General features: G+C 71.9%; 12 protein-coding genes and 3 tRNA genes. 7 read left to right on the plus strand and 8 right to left on the minus strand.

Annotated elements, in window-relative coordinates:
* The first annotated feature begins 206 nt into the window (after positions 1–206).
* The 3 genes from ACFYZB_RS36400 to ACFYZB_RS36410 all read left to right on the plus strand — a co-directional run bounded on the left by ACFYZB_RS36400 (position 207) and on the right by ACFYZB_RS36410 (position 4,817).
* A complete protein-coding gene (locus ACFYZB_RS36400; RefSeq protein WP_388765797.1) occupies positions 207–2,114 on the plus strand; it encodes a hypothetical protein in 1,908 nt (635 codons plus the stop codon).
* A 233-nt stretch (positions 2,115–2,347) separates the two neighbouring features.
* Positions 2,348–3,829: a N,N-dimethylformamidase beta subunit family domain-containing protein gene (locus ACFYZB_RS36405; RefSeq protein WP_351208688.1), complete on the plus strand. Its 1,482-nt coding sequence runs from the start codon at positions 2,348–2,350 to the stop codon at positions 3,827–3,829.
* Positions 3,830–3,917: 88 nt separating this feature from the next.
* Entirely contained in the window at positions 3,918–4,817 is a 900-nt protein-coding gene (locus ACFYZB_RS36410; RefSeq protein WP_388765799.1) for a phosphoribosylaminoimidazolesuccinocarboxamide synthase, read from the plus strand.
* 92 nt (positions 4,818–4,909) lie between these two features.
* On the opposite strand, the gene ACFYZB_RS36415 is transcribed toward ACFYZB_RS36410, so the two are convergent.
* From ACFYZB_RS36415 to ACFYZB_RS36450, 8 genes are all read right to left on the minus strand, one after another.
* Positions 4,910–4,982, minus strand: a tRNA-Gly gene (locus tag ACFYZB_RS36415).
* 23 nt (positions 4,983–5,005) lie between these two features.
* On the minus strand, positions 5,006–5,620 hold the full coding sequence (locus ACFYZB_RS36420) for a response regulator transcription factor (RefSeq protein WP_388765802.1): 615 nt from the start codon (positions 5,618–5,620) through the stop codon (positions 5,006–5,008).
* Positions 5,617–6,861, minus strand: a complete 1,245-nt coding sequence (locus ACFYZB_RS36425; protein ID WP_388765804.1) for a histidine kinase — start codon at positions 6,859–6,861, stop codon at positions 5,617–5,619. The genes ACFYZB_RS36420 and ACFYZB_RS36425 overlap by 4 nt, the downstream gene beginning before the upstream one ends.
* A gap of 18 nt (positions 6,862–6,879) precedes the next feature.
* Complete coding sequence (locus ACFYZB_RS36430; RefSeq protein WP_388765806.1) at positions 6,880–7,638, minus strand: ABC transporter permease; 759 nt, start codon at positions 7,636–7,638, stop codon at positions 6,880–6,882.
* Between the two features lie 113 nt (positions 7,639–7,751).
* Entirely contained in the window at positions 7,752–8,696 is a 945-nt protein-coding gene (locus ACFYZB_RS36435; protein ID WP_388765807.1) for an ABC transporter ATP-binding protein, read from the minus strand.
* Between the two features lie 127 nt (positions 8,697–8,823).
* A tRNA-Gly gene (locus tag ACFYZB_RS36440) sits at positions 8,824–8,896 on the minus strand.
* Positions 8,897–8,978: 82 nt separating this feature from the next.
* A tRNA-Gly gene (locus tag ACFYZB_RS36445) sits at positions 8,979–9,050 on the minus strand.
* A gap of 210 nt (positions 9,051–9,260) precedes the next feature.
* Positions 9,261–9,578, minus strand: a complete 318-nt coding sequence (locus ACFYZB_RS36450; protein ID WP_351208694.1) for an Lsr2 family protein — start codon at positions 9,576–9,578, stop codon at positions 9,261–9,263.
* A 310-nt stretch (positions 9,579–9,888) separates the two neighbouring features.
* Between ACFYZB_RS36450 and purS the strand changes: the two genes are divergently transcribed.
* From purS to ACFYZB_RS36470, 4 genes are all read left to right on the plus strand, one after another.
* Positions 9,889–10,152 carry a phosphoribosylformylglycinamidine synthase subunit PurS gene (gene purS / locus ACFYZB_RS36455; RefSeq protein ID WP_279551917.1) on the plus strand — a complete coding sequence of 88 codons (264 nt, stop codon included), beginning with the start codon at positions 9,889–9,891 and terminating at the stop codon, positions 10,150–10,152.
* Positions 10,149–10,829: a phosphoribosylformylglycinamidine synthase subunit PurQ gene (gene purQ, locus ACFYZB_RS36460; RefSeq protein WP_351208695.1), complete on the plus strand. Its 681-nt coding sequence runs from the start codon at positions 10,149–10,151 to the stop codon at positions 10,827–10,829. Before purS ends, purQ begins: the two co-directional genes overlap by 4 nt.
* Positions 10,826–13,084: a phosphoribosylformylglycinamidine synthase subunit PurL gene (purL, locus tag ACFYZB_RS36465; RefSeq protein WP_351208696.1), complete on the plus strand. Its 2,259-nt coding sequence runs from the start codon at positions 10,826–10,828 to the stop codon at positions 13,082–13,084. Before purQ ends, purL begins: the two co-directional genes overlap by 4 nt.
* 138 nt (positions 13,085–13,222) lie before the next feature.
* Entirely contained in the window at positions 13,223–14,020 is a 798-nt protein-coding gene (locus ACFYZB_RS36470; protein WP_388765809.1) for a sterol carrier family protein, read from the plus strand.
* Positions 14,021–14,030: the final 10 nt, after the last annotated feature.

Below are 14,030 nucleotides of genomic sequence, written 5' to 3' on the forward strand. Positions count from 1 at the left end.
CTGTCACCCACCTCTGACCAAAGCCATTCCATCGAGTGAGCAATCGGCCATACGGCTGACGTGGGCCGGGGCCCCAACTAGGGTGCCGCGCAAGCGTTCCGGCACTTGGCCCACCGGCATTGCGTTGTCAGTGGCGGGTGCCACAGTGGGGGAGTGAGCACCACCAGGACAGCACGGCATCGGCAGCGAGGGGGTGAGAGCGGGACGTGACCGGAATCGGTGCGGAGATGGGCGCGCAGGCCGCGCGCTCCCGGGCCCTCGCCGTACTGCGGGTCCGGGGCCGGGCGCTGGGCGTGGCCCTGCTCCCCGCGGCCGCCGAGGTGATCCTGTTGACCGGCGGCTCCACCGGCCACTTCGTCGGCCGGGGCTGGGACGTGACCCGCTGGGTCGTGGGCGTGCTCGCCGTGCTGGTGCTGCTGGCCGCCGCCGGCATCGCCCTGGTCGTGGCCCGGGCCCGCCCCGCCGTCAGCCCGACGGTGCCGGTCCCGGAGAAGTCCGCCCCGGACCTGTACCGGATGGTGCGCGACCTCGCCGACCGGCTGGACGTGCCGGCTCCCTCGGCCATAGCGCTCACCCCGGACTGCGACAGCTGGCTGGAGGACCGTACGCACTCGGCGCACGGCCCGCCCCCGCGCCCCGCCCCCGGCGAGGACGAGCTGGCGGGTCCGGGCCGCCGCCGCGCACCCGCCGCGCCGGTGCTCGTCATCGGCTCCCCGTTCCTGTGGTGGATGCGGGTCGGCGAGCTGCGCGCGGTCCTCGCCCCGGTCATCGCCGGTACGGGCCCTTCGGCGCACCCGGACATAGCGGCCGCCCGGCGCTTCGTGCGCGGCCTGGACGCGGCGGTCGCGGTCGCCTCGACACCGGGCCGCTGCCCGCTCACCCGTGGCGTGTGCGGCGCCCTCGGCTGGGTGGCCCGGCTGCTGCTGCGCGGCTGCCGGGAGCACGCGACGCAGATGGAGCGCGGGGTCGCGGCTGCGGCGGCCGAGCGGGCCCAGGCCGTCGACTACGGCCTGCGGATCGTCGCCCAGGAGCAGGTGGGCCTCGCCTACGCGGGCTGGGACCGGCTGCTGACCAGGGTCGCGCTGCCCGCCTGGCGCATGGGCCGCTGGCCCTCGCGGCTGGACGCGGGCGTGGTGGCGGCCCTCACCGAGCTGTCCCGGCGTGACCGCCTGGCAGAGGGCTTCACCTCCCGGCTCGGCGAGCGGCCCGCGTGCGATCTGCTGGAGGAGCCGGGCGCCGTCGACGAGGCCGCGTCCCTCCTCGCCGCCCGCCTGTTCCACGGCGGTCCCGCGGAGCGCGGCCCGGACTGGGCGCCGGTGGACTGGCAGGCGTATCCGGAGGAGGTCGTGGACCGCACCTGGCGCGCCTCCGCGGCCCGCCTGCACAGAGTCCTGGACTCCCTGGGCGTCCGCCCCTCCCTCGACCCCACGACCCCCGACCCCGGCGGCCCCACCCTGGCCCGCGTCCTGGACCACCTCACGGAGCCGGACACCCGAGCAGCGATACCGCACGCCCCCGCCCCCACCCCGCAGGCCGCCGACGGCGAGGACGCCCCACAGGGGCCACCCGTACCCGACGACGAGAGCGTCACGGGTGGTGCGGGTGGCGACGAAATCCCCGCCGAAGGCGAAGCCGAGGCGGACGCTTCTCACGCCGGAGCGCCGCAGGCGACCCGCGAAGCCGAGGCGGAACCGGCGGCGGACGACCCCGGCACCGAGCGCAGCGCCACCCTCGCCGCAGGCCTGAGCGCCGCCCTCGCCCGTGAGGAGGCCGACGCCCCGAGGACCGGCGCGACCGCCACCGGCGCCACCCCCGACCACGCCCTGTGGGACGACGGCGGCCTGCCCCTCTTCCCGCTGCAACCCCCACGCACCGCCCGCGACCTGCTCACCGATCACGTCACGGCGATGGTGTGCTGCGCGGCCATGGACACGGCCGGCGCGGTCCCCGCCCTGGACTGGCTGGACGGCCCCGCCCTGCTCCTCGGCGGCGAGCGGGCCACCGACCTCACGCCCAAGGTCCTCAGCCTGATCGAGGAGGGAGACCCGGGCCCGCTGCGCGACTGGCTGGCCGCGTCCGGAATACGGCCCGAGAAGCCCGTACGGCTCGTCTGAGGACCGCCCGGAACGGGAGCTCTGTCTTCCACTTCAGGTCAATTCGCAACGACTAGTGACCGAGCCCGTGCGTTATGTGATGTGCTGGGAGCGACCAAGCACCTGGCAAGGGCGTGCGACATACGACAGCACGGCCGAGGACGCCGAGGACCGCGCGCAGCGCCGAGCACACCGAGCACACCGAGCACCACCGAGACAGGACCACACGGGGGGCACGAGGGAGGGGAGCGACCATGGCCTCGGACCACATCCGCCGCTGGGAGTCCGGAGCGCTCGCGCACGCCGTCACGGACCCCTTCGGCCAGGGCCCCGTGCCCTGGCTGCGCGGCAGTGAGACCTACTTCGACGACACCGGTCATGTCGTGCCCTGGTACGTCGACCCGAGCCCGCAGCCGCTCAAGGGGGTCGGTTCCGCGCCGCGCGTGCCCGGACCCCGCTCGGCCGACGACGTGCACCGCCAGATCAAGGGCTTCACCGCGACCGGTGCGGTGACGCCCGGCGAGGCGATCGACTTCCACATCACGGTCGACCCGCCCCAGGAGTTCAGCGTCGACATCTACCGGATCGGCCACTACGGCGGCGACGGCGCCGCGAAGATCACCACCAGCCCGCGCCTGTCCGGCATCGTCCAGCCCCCGCCGCTGGCCGCCGACCGCACGGTCTCCTGCCACCACTGGTGGCTGTCCTGGCGCCTCCAGGTGCCCGCCCAGTGGCCCATCGGCGCCTATGTGGCCGTCCTCACCACCGCCGACGGCCACCGCTCCCACGTGCCGTTCACGGTCCGCGACGACCACCCCGCCGACCTGCTCCTGCTGCTGCCGGACATCACCTGGCAGGCGTACAACCTCTACCCGGAGGACGGCCGCACCGGCGCCAGCCTCTACCACGCGTGGGACGACCAGGGCCGGCTGCTCGGCGAGGCCGACGCGGCGACCACGGTCTCCTTCGACCGGCCGTACGCCGGGGCGGGCCTGCCCCTGCACGTCGGTCACGCCTACGACTTCATCCGCTGGGCCGAGCGCTACGGCTACCACCTCGCCTACGCCGACGCCCGCGATCTGCACGCCGGCCGCGTCGATCCCGGGCGCTACCGGGGCCTGGTCTTCCCCGGGCACGACGAGTACTGGTCGGTGCCGATGCGCCGGGCCGTGGAGGACGCCCGCGACCGGGGGACCTCGCTGGTCTTCCTCTCCGCCAACACCATGTACTGGCAGGTGGAGCTGGGCCCGTCCCCGTCCGGCGTGCCGGACCGGCTGCTGACCTGCCGCAAACGCAAGGGGCCGGGGAAGCCGGTGTTGTGGCGGGAGATCGACCGGCCCGAGCAGCAACTGGTCGGCATCCAGTACGCGGGCCGGGTGCCCGAACCGCACCCGCTGGTCGTCCGCAACGCCGGGCACTGGCTGTGGGAGGCGACGGGCGCGCACGAGGGCGACGAGATCGAGGGCCTGGTCGCCGGCGAGGCCGACCGGTACTTCCCGCGCACCCCGCTGCCCGCGCACGAGGAGCGCATCCTGCTCGCCCACTCCCCTTACACCGACAACGACGGCGTCCTGCGCCACCAGGAGACGTCCCTGTACCGCGCCCCCTCCGGCGCCTGGGTGTTCGCCTCCGGCACCTTCGCCTGGTCCCCGGCCCTCGACCGCCCCGGCCATGTGGACCCCCGCATCCAGCGCGCCACGGCGAACCTCCTGGACCGCATCTGCAAACGCGACTGATCACCAGGAACGACACGACCCCCTGGCCGAAACCCATCACCCCCATAAGGGAGAATCGAGGCATTGGACAGAACCACGGGGAGGAACCGTGTCCGGATTCGTAGAAAAGCCCGAGCCGATCCAGGTTCCGGGCCTGGTGCACCTGCACACCGGAAAGGTGCGCGAGCTGTACCAGAACGAGGCGGGCGACCTCGTGATGGTCGCCAGCGACCGCATGTCCGCCTACGACTGGGTGCTGCCCACCGAGATCCCCGACAAGGGCCGCGTCCTCACCCAGCTCTCGCTGTGGTGGTTCGACCAGCTGCGCGACCTGGCCCCCCACCACGTGATCAGCACGGAGCTGCCCGAGGGCGCCCCCGCCGACTGGGCGGGCCGCACCCTGGTGTGCAAGTCCCTGAAGATGGTCCCGGTCGAGTGCGTGGCCCGCGGCTACCTCACCGGCTCGGGCCTGCTCGAGTACAACGACTCCCGTACGGTCTGCGGCCTCGCCCTCCCCGAAGGCCTCGTCGACGGCTCCGAACTCCCCGCCCCGATCTTCACCCCGGCCACCAAGGCCGAGGTCGGGGAGCACGACGAGAACGTCTCCTACGAGGAGGTCGCCCGCCAGGTCGGCGCCGACACCGCCGCCCAGCTGCGCCAGGCCACCCTCGCCGTGTACTCCAGGGCCCGGGACATCGCCCGTGACCGGGGGATCATCCTGGCGGACACCAAGTTCGAGTTCGGCTTCGACGGCGACACGCTGGTCCTCGCCGACGAGGTCCTCACCCCCGACTCCTCACGCTTCTGGCCGGCCGACCAGTGGCAGCCGGGCCGCGCCCAGCCGTCGTACGACAAGCAGTTCGTCCGGAACTGGCTGACCTCCGCCGAGTCCGGCTGGGACCGCAAGAGCGAGCAGCCCCCGCCGCCGCTGCCGCAGAAGGTGGTGGAGGCGACCCGGCAGAAGTACGTGGAGGCGTACGAGCGGCTGACGGGCATGCGCTGGGACTAGGGCCTGTCGCCCCGGCCCACCGGGCCGGGGTACGCCGGGGGTACCTGGGGTACGAAAAGACCCCGGTCCAGTGGACCGGGGTCTTTTTCCCGAGCGGACGACGAGGCTCGAACTCGCGACCTCAACCTTGGCAAGGTTGCGCTCTACCAACTGAGCTACGTCCGCGTTGCGCCGTGGCGCGAGAGCAACTATACCCAACCTCGCCCGCGTGCGAGACGCACTGCCGCATGACGGTTTTCGGCGCCGAGCTTCGTGACGGCCGAGGAGAGGTAGTTGCGCACGGTCCCCGGGGACAGCCCGGCCCGCTCGGCGATCTCCGTGACCGGCGCGCCGTCGGCGGCCAGCTCCAGCACCTCGGCCTCCCGCGCGGTCAGCGGGGAGTCCCCGGCGGCGATCGCGTCGGCGGCCAACTCCGGGTCCACATAACGGTTTCCGGCGTGCACGGTCCGAATGATCTCGGCGAGCCGCTGGGCGCTGACCGTCTTCGGGACGAACCCGCGCACACCGGCCGCGAGCGCCCGTTTCAGATGGCCGGGCCGCCCGTGCCCGGTGACGATCAGCACCCGGCAGCCGGGCAGTTCGGCGCGCAGGGATGTGGCGACCTTCACACCGTCGGCGCCCGGCATCTGGAGATCCAGCACCGCGACATCGGGTTCATGGGCCCGCGCCATCGCCAGCGCCTCGGGTCCGCTGGCCGCCTCCGCGACGACAAGGAGATCGTCCTCCAGCGACAGCAGCGCGGCCAGAGCGCCCCGGATCAGATGCTCGTCGTCGGCGAGCAACAGCCGTACCGGTGTGCTCATGACGTGACTTCACTCACTTTCTTGTCCAACGGCACCTCTGCCACCACCCGGAACCGGCCCCCGTCGACCGCCCCGGCCTCCAGGGTGCCGCCGAGGACCGCGAGCCGTTCCCGCAGCCCGGCGAGCCCGGAACCCCCACCCCCGTCGGGGGCTCCGGCCAGCCCGTCGTTCTCCACCGTCAGCACCACGCGCCCCTCCGACACCCCCAGGCACAGCGTGCAGCGTCCGGCATCCCCGTGCCGCAGCACGTTGGTCGTCGCCTCGCGCACCACCCAGCCGAGGGCGGACTGCACGTCGCCGGGCAGCCCCGCCGGCTCCGCGCGGACCTCGCAGTCGATCCCGGCGGCCGTCAACACACCCTTCGCTCCGGCGAGTTCAACCCCGAGGTCGGCCTTCCGGTAGCCGCGCACGACGGCTCGTACCTCCCGTTGGGAGTCCTGTGCGATGCGCTGCACCTCGATCATCTGTTCCACGGCCTCCGGCCGCCCCCGCCGGGCCAGTTGGACGGCCAGCTCGCTCTTGAGAGAGATCACGGACAGGTTCCGCCCCAGCACGTCGTGCAGATCCCGCCCGAACCGCAGCCGCTCCTCGGCGACGGCGAGCCGGGCCTCCACCTCGCGGGCGCGCTCCGCCTCCCACAGGACGGCCAGCGTCCAGGCGCCGCACCGGCCGGCGAGCAGCGCGAAGACCGCCTGGAAGGCGGTGATCACGGCGGTCGCCACCAGGCCCACACTGTCGTGGTCGGCGAGCCCGACGGCCCCCGTGAGCAGGACCGTCAGCACCGCCGACCCGCGCAGGAACACCCGCACCGGGACCGTGATGCCGTAGAGCAGTGCGAACGGCAGCAGGCAGCCACCGATGGCGAACCGGACGGCCGTCGGCGTCGCCGCGTCCAGCCCGGCCAGCGCCACGATCAGTGCCAGCGCCAGCCCCAGCAGGACGGCCGGAGTGCGGTGCGTGCCGGCGGGCAGCGCGGCGCGCCCCAGGTAGTGGTCGAGAGCGGTCCGGGTGAGCCGGTTCGAGAACGCGCACTGCAGGACCCCGACGAGGACGAGGAGGCCACCGAGGACGAGAGCCACCGGCCGGTGGGCGAGACCGCCGGGCAGCGGCAGCAGCAGCCAGCAGCACAGGATGAACCAGACCGTGCAGTACCAGCTGACGACGCTGAACAGCTCGACCCGCTCGGCTTTGCCGCGCGCGCCCCAGTGCCGCTGCTGCCAGCGCCGTATGCGCCCCGTCATCCGCGCGTCCCCCGTTCCTCAGCGCCGTGGTTCCCAGCGGAACCACCGCCGTACAGCAAACACCGCGAGGATCGTCCAGGCCAGGGCGGTCGCCAGGGCGCCCAGGGTGTCGTGCACGCTCAACTGCCCGGTCCAGCCGCCCCGTACGAGCCGGATCGCCGGGGACAGCGGCAGCAGGTCGCAGACGGAGGCGAGCCCCTTGGGCATGACCTCGGTCGGGAACGTGATCCCGGAACCGAGCATCGACACGAACACCAGCGGCAGCGCGGTGACCTGGCCGCTCTCCACGGTCCGGGTGAAGGACGCGGTCAGCGCGGCGAGCCCGGCGCCGACCACGAGCCCGGCCAGCAGACCCGGCAGGAGGAGGTACGGCGCCCTGGGCGCGCCGGTGTGCAGCAGCACCGCGCACCCCGCGCACAGCAGCAGCGCCTGGGCGAGTCCGATGCCGACCGCGGGCAGCGCGCTGCCGGTGAGGATCTCGGCGTCGGAGAGCTCGCCGGTGCGCAGCCGCTTGAGGACGAGTTCCTCGCGGCGGGCGACGTAGGTGTTCACCAGGGAGGTGTAGACGGCGAAGAGAAAGGTGAAGCCGATCGCGGCCGTCAGCGTGGTCGTGCCGAGGCTCAGCCCCTGCTTCTTCAGAGCGGCCTGGTCGAGCGCCGGCCGCAGGCTGAACGGCAGGACGAGCGGCACGAACAGCGCGGTGAACACGACCCCCCGGTTACGTCCGAGCAGCGCGAGTTCCGCCCGCCCCAGGGCCCCCAGCCGCCGCCCGGCCACCCCGTACCTCCCCCGCACACGAACACCGCCCACATCACTCCCCTCGATTCCGGCCGTACGCACACCGCGTCCCCCCGCGCCACCACGTCCCCGCGCCCGCACCCAGCTCCCGCTCATGCCGCCGCCTCCCGTTCCCGCTCCCGTGCGATTCCCAGAAACGCCTCCTCCAGCGAGGCCGAGCGCACGTCCAGGCCGCGCAGTTCGACCCCGGCGCGGTCGGCCCAGGTCAGTACGGCGGTCGCGGTCCGCTGGAGCTGGGTGGTGCGCAGCCGTACGACCCTGCCGTCGCTCTCGTGCGCGCAGACGCCGAGGTCGGCCAGCGGCGGCAGATCCCCGAGGAAGTAGCCGTCGGGAAGCTCGAACGAGAGGCGGGAGGGGCGGCCCGCGGTGACCTCGGCCGGGGTTCCGGCGGCGGCGATCCGTCCCGCGTGGAGGATGGCGAGCCGGTCGGCGAGCCCTTCGGCCTCCTCCAGGTAGTGCGTGGTGAGCAGCACGGTCGTGCCCGCGTCGCGCAGGGCACGCACCAACTCCCAGGTGTCCCGGCGGCCTTCCGCGTCGAGCCCGGTCGTCGGCTCGTCGAGGAAGAGCACCTCGGGGTCGCCGAGCAGGGCGAGCGCCAGGTCGAGCCGGCGCCGCTCCCCGCCGGAGAGCTGCTTGACCCGGACGCCGGTCCGCCCGCTCAGCCCCACCAGGCCCAGCACCTCCGCCTCCGGCCGGGCCCCGCTCGTGCACCCGGCCCACATCCGGGCGGTCTCGGCGACGGTCAGCTCGGCCGGGAAGCCGCCCTCCTGGAGCATCACGCCGGTGCGTGGCCGTACGGCGGCCCGCTCGTGGTAGGGGTCGTGGCCGAGGATCCGGATCCGGCCCCCGGCGGGCGAGGCGAGCCCTTCGAGCAGTTCGACCGTCGACGTCTTGCCCGCGCCGTTGGTGCCGAGCAGCGCGAAGATCTCCCCGCGTGCCACGGAGAAGGTGATTCCGCGTACGGCCTCGAACCCGCCCCCGTAGACACGCCTGAGGTCGGTGACCTCAATCACGTGTTCGTGTTCGTCGTAGTGCATGAGGACAGCGTCCCGGCGGCCGGGCCGGGTCGGCAGTGCGCGGTGTCATCGCTCGGCATGACAAATGTCAGAGCGGATCACGGACAATGAAAAGACCCCGGTCCAGTGGACCGGGGTCTTTCTCCCGAGCGGACGACGAGGCTCGAACTCGCGACCTCAACCTTGGCAAGGTTGCGCTCTACCAACTGAGCTACGTCCGCACTGCTCCCGACCGGCTCCCACCGATCGGTGCGAGCACCAGCCTACCTGATCCACAAGAGTGGTCGTGACAACCGGTGCCGGAGCGGGTGACAGGAATCGCACACTGCGCCTTCCCCCTGGAAGGGGGATGTTCTGCTACTGAACTACACCCGCACGCTCCTCGGGGTTTCGCCCTTTCGGCCTCGCCCCTCGGCGTGTCCCAGACATTAGCTGATCAACGGGGGGGTCGCGCAAGTCGGCTTCCCCTGGTGCCCGGTATGCCCAAGTGCACGGCCCTCAGGGTCCGCTGACGGACCCTGAGGACTGCCCCTTCGCGGGCTCCTGCGGCCGGGCCGCCCGTACGGCTCCACGGCCCGGTGCGCCTCACTGCGCGGCGCTGAACGCCTCGTAGACCTTCTTGGGGATGCGTCCGCGGGCGGGGACGTCCATCTTGTTGGCCTGGGCCCAGGCGCGGACGGCCGCCGGGTCGGGGGCGACCTCCGTCTGCCTGTACGCCTTGCCGGAGCGCGACCGCTTGCGGCCGGCCTCGACGTAGGGCGCGAGCGCCTTGCGCAGTTTCTTGGCGTTGGTTTCGTTCAGGTCGATCTCGTACGACTTGCCGTCGAGTCCGAAGGCGATCGTTTCCGCCGCTTCCGAGCCGTCGATGTCGTCAAAGAGCGTGACCACGACTTTTTGCGCCACGAATATCGGTCCCTTCGTGCGGCACGTCGATACAGCTCACCGGCGACGACGTGCCGAGTATCGGCTATTGCCAATTCATTTGTACAGTGCTCGGCAATGCAAAGTGAAGCCCGACTAAATCCGTCCGCGTGTCCGAAGACAATAGGCGAACGGGGCGGACTGTGGAACTTTCCCAGAACTTTTCACGGCGGTACGGCTTCGACACCCGATCGTGATGCGCCTCACGTAGTTTCCTACAACTCTACCCGCGTAGAAATTTTGTGCGGGTAGTCTGAAGGAACCTGCTCAGCACCACACACCGGGAGTGCCAGTGGCACGCGTCGTAGTCGACGTCATGCTCAAGCCGGAGATCCTCGACCCCCAGGGCCAGGCGGTCCAGCGTGCGCTGCCGCGCCTGGGTTTCGAAGGGATCTCGGACGTCCGTCAGGGAAAGCGTTTCGAACTGGAAGTTGACGGGCCGGTCGACGAGGCCGCGCTCGCCCGCATCCACGAGCTTGCGGAATCCTTCCTCGCCAACACCGTGATCGAGGACTTCACCGTCAAGGTCGAAGAAGTGGCGGAGGCGGCCAAGTGACCGCTCGTATTGGCGTCGTCACTTTCCCGGGCAGCCTCGACGATCAGGATGCCCAGCGCGCGATCCGCCTCGCGGGCGCCGAACCGGTCGCCCTGTGGCACAAGGACAAGGACCTCAAGCAGGTCGACGCCGTGGTCCTCCCCGGCGGTTTCTCCTACGGCGACTATCTGCGCGCCGGTGCCATCTCCCGGTTCTCGCCGGTGATGGAGTCCGTGATCGAGCAGGCGAAGGCCGGCCTTCCGGTCCTCGGCATCTGCAACGGCTTCCAGATCCTCACCGAGGCCCACCTCCTCCCGGGCGGGATGCTCGGCAACGACCACCTCCACTTCATCTGCCGCGACCAGAAGCTGCGGGTGGAGAACGCGGAGACGGCCTGGACCAGCGACTACCGCGCCGGCCAGGAGATCCACATCCCGCTGAAGAACATGGACGGCCGGTACGTCGCCGACCGGTACACGCTGGACAAGCTGGAGGCCGAGGGCCGGGTGGCCTTCCGGTACCTCGACTTCAACCCCAACGGCTCGCTCAACGACATCGCCGGCATCACCAACGAGGCCGGCAACGTCGTGGGCCTCATGCCGCACCCCGAGCACGCCGTGGAGCCGCTGGTCGGTACGGGCCGTACCGACGGGCTCCCGTTCTTCACCTCGATCCTCAAGAAGCTGGTCAACGTATGAGCCGGACGCCTCTGGACACGGTCGAGCACGCGGCCGCGACCCCCGACGTCGAGCTGCCCTGGGCCGAACTCGGCCTGAAGAAGGACGAGTACGAGCGGGTGGTGGAGATCCTCGGCCGCCGCCCGACCGGCGCCGAGCTCGCCATGTACTCGGTCATGTGGTCCGAGCACTGCTCGTACAAGTCCTCCAAGGTCCACCTCCGCCAGTTCGGCGAGAAGGCGCCCCAGAGCGACGCCCTCCTCGTCGGCATCGGCGAGAACGCGGGCGTGGTGGACGTCGGCCAGGGTTACGCCGTGACCTTCAAGGTCGAGTCGCACAACCACCCCTCCTACGTCGAGCCCTACCAGGGCGCGGCCACGGGCGTCGGCGGCATCGTCCGCGACATCATCGCCATGGGCGCCCGCCCGGTCGCGGTGGTCGACCCCCTGCGCTTCGGCGCGGCGGACCACCCCGACACCAAGCGCGTCCTGCCCGGCGTGGTGGCGGGCATCGGCGGCTACGGCAACTGCCTGGGCCTGCCCAACATCGGCGGCGAGGTCGTCTTCGACTCCTGCTACCAGGGCAACCCGCTGGTCAACGCCGGTGCCATCGGTGTGATGCGGCACGAGGACATCCACCTCGCCAAGGCCTCCGGCGCGGGCAACAAGGTCATCCTGTACGGCGCCCGGACCGGCGGCGACGGCATCGGCGGCGCCTCGATCCTCGCGTCGGAGACCTTCGACGACGCCAAGCCCTCCAAGCGCCCCGCGGTCCAGGTCGGTGACCCCTTCCAGGAGAAGCTCCTCATCGAGTGCACCCTGGAGGCCTTCAAGGAGAAGCTGGTCGTCGGCATCCAGGACCTGGGCGCCGCCGGCCTCTCCTGCGCGACCAGCGAGCTGGCGTCGAACGGCTCGGGCGGCATGCGCGTGACCCTGGACGACGTCCCCCTGCGCGACTCGACCCTCTCGCCCGAGGAGATCCTCATGAGCGAGTCGCAGGAACGCATGTGCGCGGTCGTGGAGCCCGAGAAGGTCGACCGCTTCCTGGAGATCTGCGCCAAGTGGGACGTCATCGCCACCGTCATCGGTGAGGTGACCGACGGCGACCGCCTGGAGATCTTCTGGCACGGCGGGAAGATCGTGGACGTCGACCCGCGCACGGTCGCCCACGAGGGCCCGACGTACGAGCGCCCGTACGCCCGCCCCGACTGGCAGGACGCCCTCCAGGCGGACGACGCGAACAAGCTCCCGCGCCCGGCCACCTCGCAGGAGCTCAAGGACCAGGTCCTGAAGCTGGTCGGCTCCCCCAACCAGGCCTCCAAGAGGTGGATCACCCAGCAGTACGACCACCTCGTGCAGGGCAACACCGTCCTCGCCCAGCCGGAGGACTCCGGCATGATCCGCGTGGACGAGGAGACCGGCCTCGGCGTCGCCATCGCGACGGACGGCAACGGCCGCTACGCGAAGCTCGACCCCTACACCGGTGCGCAGCTGGCCCTGGCGGAGGCGTACCGCAACGTCGCCACCACCGGCGCCAAGCCCCTCGCGGTCTCCGACTGCCTGAACTTCGGCTCGCCCGAGGACCCGGCTGTGATGTGGCAGTTCGCGGAGGCGGTACGGGGCCTGGCGGACGCCTGCCAGCAGCTCGGCACCCCGGTCACGGGCGGCAACGTCTCGCTCTACAACCAGACGGGCGAGGCGGCGATCCACCCGACCCCGGTCGTGGCCGTGCTCGGCGTCATCGACGACGTGACCCGCCGCACCCCGGTCGCCTTCCAGGAGGAGGGCCAGCTGCTGTACCTCCTGGGCGACACCCGCGAGGAGTTCGGCGGCTCGGCCTGGTCCCAGGTGGTCCACGACCACCTCGGCGGTCTGCCTCCGCAGGTCGACCTGGAGCGCGAGCGCCTCCTGGCCGAGATCCTCATCTCGGCCTCCCGCGACGGCATGATCGACTCCGCGCACGACCTGTCCGACGGCGGCCTGGTCCAGGCGGTCGTGGAGTCGGCCCTGCTCGGCGGCAAGGGCGCGCGTCTGGTCGTACCCGACGGCCTCGACGCCTTCACCTTCCTGCTCTCCGAGTCGGCCGGCCGCGCGATCGTCGCGGTGCCGCGCTCGGAGGAGGTCCGCTTCAACGACATGTGCGGCGCGCGTGGCCTGCCGGCCACCCGCATCGGTGTCGTGGACGGCGAGGCGGTGGAGGTCCAGGGCGAGTTCTCGCTCACCCTGGAGGAACTGCGCAAGGCCCACGAGGAGACCATCCCGGCCCTGCTGGCGTAACCGCCGTACACCCGCGAAGGCCCCGCCCGTCCCGACGGGCGGGGCCTTCGCGGGCCTCCTGGCTGAGCGATCGGCACGCCTTCGGCCTGGTCGAAAAGGGCCTGAGGGACCACGCCGTCAAGGCATAGGCTCACCGGCATGCCACCGGCCAAGAAGCGTGCCCGCAGCTACGACCCCGCCAAGACCCGCGCGGCGGTCCTCGCCCAGTTCGGACATGTCCGGGAGGCCGTGCGCGGCCTCAGCCGGGAGCAGCTCGCGCTGCCCACCCGGCTCGGCGAGTGGACCGTGGCCGAGCTGATCGTGCACATCGGCATGGCGCTCACCGCGATCCACCGGGCGCTCGCCCTGCCCGAGCCGCCGAAGGCGGACGCCGTCCTGCTCGACTGGCCCTTCGCCACCGCGGCCAACGCCGCCGCCATCGACGAGTTCACCCGCAACCTCGCCACCGAACACCCCGACCCCGACACCTACCTCGCGGACGTCGAGCAGACCCTGCGCACCCTGCTCGCGGAGCACTCCGGCGCCCGGATCCTGCAGACCAGCGCCAGCGCGCTGCCGCTGGACGACTACCTGGTCACCCGCACCGCCGAACTCGTCGTCCACACCGACGACCTCGCGGCCGCCGTGCCGGGGCTGGAGGTCCCGTACGACCGCCAGGCCCTGGCCACCGCCACCCGGCTGCTCGCCGACGCCCTCGCGGTGAAGGCTCCCGGCGGTTCCACCGAGGTGCGGGTGCCGCCGTACGCCGTGGTGCAGTGCGTCGAGGGGCCCCGGCACACCCGTGGCACCCCGCCCAACGTCGTGGAGACCGACCCGCTGACCTGGATCCGGCTCGCCACCGGGCGCCTGAGCTGGAAGGACGCCCTGGAGGAGGCGAAGGTGAGCGCGAGCGGGGAACGGGCGGACATCGGGGAGCTGCTGCCGCTGATGTCGTAGGTCACGGCTG

Origin of the sequence: Streptomyces sp. NPDC001852 (assembly GCF_042891825.1) — a bacterium.
Lineage (GTDB): Bacteria > Actinomycetota > Actinomycetes > Streptomycetales > Streptomycetaceae > Streptomyces.

Bases quoted from the DNA above. Each gene is read 5' to 3' on its own strand.
- ACFYZB_RS36405 (WP_351208688.1), top strand. From the start codon at position 2,348: ATGGCCTCGGACCACATCCGCCGCTGGGAGTCCGGAGCGCTCGCGCAC.
- ACFYZB_RS36420 (WP_388765802.1), bottom strand. From the start codon at position 5,620: ATGAGCACACCGGTACGGCTGTTGCTCGCCGACGACGAGCATCTGATC.
- ACFYZB_RS36425 (WP_388765804.1), bottom strand. From the start codon at position 6,861: ATGACGGGGCGCATACGGCGCTGGCAGCAGCGGCACTGGGGCGCGCGC.
- ACFYZB_RS36435 (WP_388765807.1), bottom strand. From the start codon at position 8,696: ATGCACTACGACGAACACGAACACGTGATTGAGGTCACCGACCTCAGG.
- purL (WP_351208696.1), top strand. From the start codon at position 10,826: ATGAGCCGGACGCCTCTGGACACGGTCGAGCACGCGGCCGCGACCCCC.
- ACFYZB_RS36470 (WP_388765809.1), top strand. From the start codon at position 13,223: ATGCCACCGGCCAAGAAGCGTGCCCGCAGCTACGACCCCGCCAAGACC.